Source organism: Pleomorphomonas carboxyditropha, from assembly GCF_002770725.1.
In the GTDB taxonomy this organism is placed as follows: domain Bacteria; phylum Pseudomonadota; class Alphaproteobacteria; order Rhizobiales; family Pleomorphomonadaceae; genus Pleomorphomonas; species Pleomorphomonas carboxyditropha.
Map to the genome: position 1 here is coordinate 1 of NZ_NQVN01000052.1, position 7,150 is coordinate 7,150.

Here is a 7,150-nt window from a genome sequence, read left to right on the forward strand (position 1 = left end):
CGTTCGGGGACTGGCTGGCTGGCCGACCGGCAGGGCGGCGCCCGCGTCACCGTCTGGGTGTTCGCGCTGATGATGGCCGGAACGGCCGGCGTCCTCTGGTTCATCGGCATCAAGGATCAGCCGGGGGCTTTCTGGGGCTTCTTCGTGTCGTTCCTGGTGCTGTTCTTCGCCACCGGTGTCGGCAATGCCTCGACCTTCCAGATGATCCCGGCCATCTCAGCGCGGGAGATGGCGCGGCTGATGCCCGATGCCGATCCGGAAACGCGCCGCCGTCAGGCCGAGAAGGAGGCCGCGGCCATCACCGGCTTCACCTCGGCCATCGCCGCCTTCGGTGCCTTCTTCATCCCCAAGGGCTTCGGAACCTCGATCGCGCTGACCGGCGGCGCCGAAGCGGCCCTGTGGTCGTTCATGGCCTTCTACGTCACCTGCCTCGCGATCACCTGGGCCGTCTACGCGCGCCGGGGCGGTCTTCTCTACGACGTCGAGCGGCAGCGCCGGTCCGCTGTCGCCCCTGCCACCCGCTAATCCCACGAAAGGCGAGAACAATGTCGCATTTTCTCGATCGCCTGACCTTTTTCCGCAAGACCGTCGAGCCCTTTTCGGACAACCACGGCATTGTCACCGACGAGGACCGGTCCTGGGAGGACGGCTATCGCAAGCGCTGGCAGCATGACAAGATCGTCCGCTCGACCCATGGCGTGAACTGCACCGGCTCGTGCTCGTGGAAGATCTACGTCAAGGGCGGCATCGTCACCTGGGAGACCCAGCAGACCGACTATCCCCGGACCCGGGCCGATCTGCCGAACCATGAGCCGCGCGGCTGCGCCCGCGGCGCGTCCTACAGCTGGTATCTCTATTCCGGCGCCCGGGTGAAGCATCCGATGGTGCGTGGCCGCCTGCTGAGGCTATGGCGCGAGGCGCGCAAGACCATGTCGCCGGTCGCCGCCTGGTCGTCGATCGTCGGCGATGCCGAGAAGCGGCGGTCCTACACCTCGATCCGCGGCCACGGCGGACTGGTGCGGGCGACCTGGGACGAGGTCAACGAGATCATCGCCGCCGCCAACGCCCATACCATCAAGGCGCATGGCCCCGACCGCGTCGTCGGCTTCTCGCCCATTCCGGCCATGTCGATGATCTCCTATGCGGCCGGCGCCCGCTATCTGTCGCTGCTCGGCGGCGTCTGCCTGTCGTTCTACGACTGGTACTGCGACCTGCCGCCCGCCTCGCCCCAGACTTGGGGCGAGCAGACCGACGTGCCGGAAAGCGCCGACTGGTACAACGCCGGCTTCCTGATCCTCTGGGGTTCCAACGTGCCGCAGACGCGCACGCCCGACGCTCATTTCTACACCGAGGTTCGTTACAAGGGCACCAAGAGCGCCGTCGTCAGCCCCGACTATGCCGAGGCGACCAAGTTCGCCGACATCTGGCTTGCGCCCAAGCAGGGCACTGACGCCGCGCTGGCGCTGGCCATGGGCCACGTCATCCTCCGGGAATTCCACCTCGACCGCCGCGTTGATTATTTCGACGACTATACGCGCCGCTACACCGACATGCCGTTCCTCGTCCGGATGGAGGAGAAGGACGGACACCTCATTCCGCAGCGCCTGCTGCGCGCCTCCGAACTGCCGGGCGGTCTTGGTGAGGCCAACAATCCCGACTGGAAGACGGTGGCGATCGACGAGACCAGCGGCGATCTTATCGCGCCGCTCGGCTCGATCGGCTTCCGCTGGGGCGAGAGCGGTCTCTGGAACCTCGAAGACAAGGACGGCGCCGGCCGGAACGTGCGTCTGAAATTGACGCTGGCCGATGCCGATCACGAAATCGCCGCCGTCGACTTTCCCTATTTCGGCGGCAGGGCCAGCGAGCATTTCGTCTCGACCAGCCACGGCGACATCCTGACGCGGAATGTTCCGATCCGCGAGATCGCCACGGCTGATGGATCAAAGGTGAAGGTTGCCACCGTCTACGATCTGATGATGGCCAACTACGGCCTCGATCGCGGCTTCGGCGGCGATTTCGTTGCCCGCACCTATGATCAGGACGTGCCGTTCACCCCGGCGTGGGCCGAGAAGATCACCGGCGTCAAGCGCGACGCGATCGTGACCGTTGCCCGCGAGTTCGCCGACAACGCCGAGAAGACGAATGGCCGCTCGATGATCATCATCGGGGCGGGCATGAACCACTGGTATCACATGGACATGAACTACCGGGGGGTGATCAACCTCCTGGTGTTCTGCGGTGCCATCGGCCAGTCGGGTGGCGGCTGGTCGCACTATGTCGGACAGGAGAAGCTCCGGCCGCAGACGGGTTGGGCGCCGCTCGCCTTCGGCCTCGACTGGGCGCGTCCATCGCGTCAGCAGAACTCGACCTCGTTCTTCTACGCCCACACCGATCAGTGGCGCTACGAGAGCCTGACGGCGGCCGAGATCCTGTCGCCGACGGCGCCAAAGGGCGAATGGGAGAACAGTTTCATCGACTACAACGTCCGTGCCGAGCGCATGGGCTGGCTTCCCTCGGCGCCGCAGCTCAAGGAGAATTCGCTCGCTATCGCAGCCGCTGCCAAGGCCTCGGGCCTGGAGGTGAAGGATTACGTCGCCAGGGCTCTGAAGTCGGGTGATCTGAACCTCTCCTGCGAAGACCCCGACGATCCCGCCAACTGGCCGCGCAACATGTTCGTCTGGCGCTCCAACCTCCTGGGCTCGTCCGGCAAGGGGCACGAGTATTTCCTCAAGCACCTGCTCGGAACCCGGCACGGCGTGATGGGCAAGGACCTCGGCACCGAAGGCGCGGTGCTGAACAAGGAGGTCGTCTGGCACGACAAGGCTCCCGAGGGGAAACTCGACCTTCTGGTGACGCTCGACTTCCGCATGTCGACGACCTGCGTCTACTCCGACATCGTGCTGCCCACCGCCACCTGGTACGAGAAGAACGATCTCAACACGTCCGACATGCACCCCTTCATCCATCCGCTCTCCGCAGCGGTGGACCCGGCCTGGGAAGCGCGCTCGGATTGGGAGATCTACAAGGGCCTCGCCAAGGCTTTCTCCACCGTTGCGCCCGAAGTGCTGGGCGTCGAGGAGGATGTCGTCCTCACCCCGATCCAGCACGACAGCCCCGGCGAGATGGCGCAAGCCTTCGACGTCGCCGACTGGAAGCGCGGCGAGATCGAACCGATCCCCGGGCGGACCATGCCGGCGGTCAGTGTCATCAAGCGCGACTACCCGCACATCTTCGAGCGCTTCACCGCCCTCGGGCCGCTGATGACCGACATCGGCAACGGCGGCAAGGGCATCGCCTGGAAGACGGCGCACGAGGTCGAGGCGCTCGGCGCGCTCAACGGCGTGCATCTTGACGGCGTCGTCAAGGGCCTGCCCAAGATCGACACCGACATCGACGCCACCGAAGTGGTGCTGATGCTCGCCCCCGAGACCAACGGCGAGGTCGCCGTCAAGGCGTGGGAAGCGCTCGGCAAGGCCACGGGCCGCGAGCACGCTCATCTCGCCCTGCCGAAGGAAGACGAGAAGATCCGCTTCCGCGACATCCAGGCGCAGCCGCGCAAGATCATCTCCTCGCCCACCTGGTCGGGTATCGAGAGCGAAAAGGTCTGCTACAACGCCGGCTATACCAACGTCCATGAATTGATCCCATGGCGGACGCTGACCGGCCGGCAGCAGCTCTATCAGGACCATCTGTGGATGCGGGCCTTCGGCGAGAGCTTCGTCACCTGGAAGCCGCCGGTCGACCTCAAGGCCATTGCACGGCTCGGCGAGCACAAGAGCAACGGCGAGAAGGAGGTCGTCCTCAACTTCATCACGCCGCATCAGAAGTGGGGCATCCACTCCACCTATACCGACAACCTCCTGATGCTGACGCTCAATCGCGGCGGGCCGGTGGTGTGGATATCGGAAACCGATGCCCGCTCGGCCGGTATCGTCGACAACGACTGGGTGGAGGTGTTCAACGCCAACGGGGCGCTGACGGCCCGCGCGGTCGTTTCCCAGCGCGTCAATCCGGGCATGATGCTGATGTACCACGCCCAGGAAAAGATCGTGAACACGCCCGGCTCGGAGCTCACCGGCAACCGGGGTGGCATCCACAACTCGGTCACCCGCGCCGTGCTGAAGCCGACCCACATGATCGGCGGCTACGCCCAGCAATCCTACGGCTTCAACTACTACGGCACCGTCGGTTCCAACCGCGACGAGTTCATCGTCATTCGCAAGATGTCCAGGATCGACTGGCTGGAAGAGCCGCTCGCCGCTTCGGATGTCCCGGCTGTTCAGGAGGTTTGAGACATGAAGATCCGTGCCCAGATCGCCATGGTGCTGAACCTCGACAAATGCATCGGCTGTCACACCTGTTCGGTCACCTGCAAGAACGTCTGGACCAGCCGCGAAGGCGTCGAATACGCCTGGTTCAACAACGTCGAGACCAAGCCCGGCGTTGGTTACCCGCGCGAGTGGGAGAACCAGAACCGCTGGAACGGCGGCTGGCGCCGCAAGAAGAACGGCAAGATCGAGCCGAGGATCGGCGCCAAGTGGCGGGTGCTGGCCAACATCTTCGCCAACCCGGATCTGCCGGAGATCGACGACTACTACGAGCCGTTCACCTTCGATTACGAGCACCTGCACACCGCAAAGGAGTCGAAGGCTTTCCCGACCGCCCGACCGCGCTCGGCCATCACCGGCGAGCGTATGGAGAAGATCGAGTGGGGACCGAACTGGGAAGAGATCCTCGGCGGCGAGTTCGAGAAGCGGTCGAAGGACGTCAACTTCGAGGGCGTCCAGAAGGACATCTACGGTGAATTCGAAAACACCTTCATGATGTACCTGCCGCGCCTCTGCGAGCACTGCCTCAACCCGGCCTGCGTCGCCTCCTGTCCGTCGGGGGCGATCTACAAGCGCGAGGAGGACGGCATCGTCCTGATCGACCAGGACAAGTGCCGCGGCTGGCGCATGTGCGTTTCAGGCTGTCCCTACAAGAAGATCTACTACAACTGGTCTTCGGGCAAATCCGAGAAGTGTATCTTCTGCTATCCGCGCATCGAATCCGGCCAGCCGACGGTCTGTTCGGAAACCTGCGTCGGCCGCATCCGCTATCTCGGCGTGCTGCTTTACGACGCCGACCGCATCGAGGCCGCCGCATCGACCGAGAACGAGCAGGACCTCTACGAGGAGCAACTGAAGGTCTTCCTCGACCCGAAGGACCCGGCGGTGATCGCCCAGGCCCGCGCCGACGGCGTGCCGGATAGCTGGATCGAGGCGGCGCGCCAGTCGCCGATCTGGAAGATGGCGATGGAGTGGAAGGTCGCCTTCCCGCTCCATCCCGAATACCGCACCCTGCCGATGGTCTGGTACGTGCCGCCGCTGTCTCCCATCCAGTCGGCGGCTGCCGCCGGCCGGATCGGCGAGACGAATGGCATGCCGGACGTCCGCAGCCTGCGCATCCCCGTCCGCTATCTCGCCAACCTGCTCACCGCCGGCAAGGAAGAGCCGGTGACGCTCGCTCTCGAGCGCATGCTGGCGATGCGAGCCTACATGCGCGGCAAGACGGTCGACGGCTTCGTCGACGAAACGCTCGCCGCCAGCGTCGGCCTGTCGGGTGCGACCATCGAGGATATGTACCGGGTGATGGCGATCGCCAACTACGAGGACCGCTTCGTCATCCCGACCAGCCATCGCGAGATCAACGACGACGCGCTCAGCCTGCGCGGCTCCTGCGGCTTCTCCTTCGGCAACGGTTGCTCGGGTGGCGACAGCGATACCAACCTTTTCTCCACCGCCAAGGTGAAGAAGGCCAGAAATCCGATGGAGGTGCTGTGATGTCCAATACGTTGAGGGCACTTTCGGTGCTTCTTGCCTACCCGACCGAAGGGCTGCGCGAGGCGGTCGCCGACATCGGCTCGGTTCTGGTCGACGAAGGCCTGGTGTCGGCGCGCGAGCGTGCCGACCTCTGGCCGCTGCTCGCCGAACTCCGCAACGACGACCTCTACGATCTCCAGGAGCGCTATGTCGAGTTGTTCGACCGCTCCCGGTCCTTGACGCTCAATCTGTTCGAGCACGTGCACGGCGAGAGCCGCGACCGTGGTCAGGCGATGGTCGACCTTGCCGCGCTCTACGAACGCGGCGGGCTGACCATGACGGCGAACGAGCTGCCTGACTATCTGCCGCTCCTCCTCGAATATGCCTCGACCCGCCCCATCGGTGAGGCTCGCCAGCTGCTGACCGACATCGCGCCGATCGTCGCCGCCCTGCGCGAGCGTCTTGTCGCCCGCGGCTCGACCTATGCCGGCGTGTTCGGCGCCTTGCTTGTCCTGTCGGGCAGCGCGAACGCCGAACCGGTGGAGCTTGCCGAACCCAGGGACATCGATGCCGACTGGGCCGAGGATCCGGTCGCCTTTGGGCCTGAGGCCGCGCCCGGCTGCTCGTCCGACCGCACCATGAGCCGTATCCGCGCCGCCCGCCGCGATGCGCGCTCCGAGGAGACGAACCATGTCTGAGTACATCAACAGCGCACTCTTCGGCTGGTACCCCTATGTCTGCCTCACCGTGTTCGCGCTCGGCAGCCTGATCCGCTTCGATCGCGAGCAATACACCTGGAAGACCGGCTCGTCGCAGCTTCTGCGCCGACGTCAGCTGTTCTGGGGATCCAACTTGTTCCACGTCGGCATCCTCGTCATCTTCGGCGGCCATTTGGTCGGCCTTTTGACGCCGGTCCGGGTGTTCGATGCGCTCGGCATCAGCCACACCTTTAAACAGCTCCTGGCCATGACGGTCGGCGGCATCGCCGGGGTCGCCTGCTTTGTCGGCATCGCGCTGCTTGCGCACCGCCGGCTGTTCGACCCGCGCATCCGCAAGACCTCCAGCTTTTCCGACATCGCCATCCTGCTGCTGCTCTGGGCGCAGTTGACGCTCGGCCTGTCGTCGATCTTCGTGTCGGCGCACAATCTCGACGGCCACGAGATGGTGAAGCTGATGGCCTGGGCCCAGGGCATCGTCACCGCCCAGCCCTCGGCGGCGGCCTATCTCGCCGACGTCCACTGGATCTTCAAGACCCACATCCTGCTCGGCCTGACGATCTTCCTGGTGTTCCCGTTCACCCGTCTGGTGCACGTCTGGAGCGCGCCCGTCTGGTACCTCGGCAGGACCGG

The 7,150-nt window shown here is 65.0% G+C and carries 4 protein-coding genes and 1 pseudogene; all 5 read left to right on the top strand.

Annotation, left to right across the window (positions count from 1 at the left end; translation table 11 throughout):
• Positions 1-525: pseudogene (locus CJ014_RS26995) on the top strand (nitrate/nitrite transporter); the annotation flags it as partial.
• Between the two features lie 20 nt (positions 526-545).
• Positions 546-4,292 carry a nitrate reductase subunit alpha gene (locus CJ014_RS27000; protein ID WP_100083591.1) on the top strand — a complete coding sequence of 1,249 codons (3,747 nt, stop codon included), beginning with the start codon at positions 546-548 and terminating at the stop codon, positions 4,290-4,292.
• 3 nt (positions 4,293-4,295) lie between these two features.
• Positions 4,296-5,822 carry a nitrate reductase subunit beta gene (gene narH / locus CJ014_RS27005; RefSeq protein ID WP_100083592.1) on the top strand — a complete coding sequence of 509 codons (1,527 nt, stop codon included), beginning with the start codon at positions 4,296-4,298 and terminating at the stop codon, positions 5,820-5,822.
• Entirely contained in the window at positions 5,822-6,499 is a 678-nt protein-coding gene (gene narJ, locus CJ014_RS27010; RefSeq protein WP_100083593.1) for a nitrate reductase molybdenum cofactor assembly chaperone, read from the top strand. Before narH ends, narJ begins: the two co-directional genes overlap by 1 nt.
• Positions 6,492-7,150 (top strand): respiratory nitrate reductase subunit gamma (gene narI, locus CJ014_RS27015; RefSeq protein ID WP_100083594.1); only part of this gene is annotated, 659 nt, incomplete at its 3' end. The genes narJ and narI, both read left to right, overlap by 8 nt.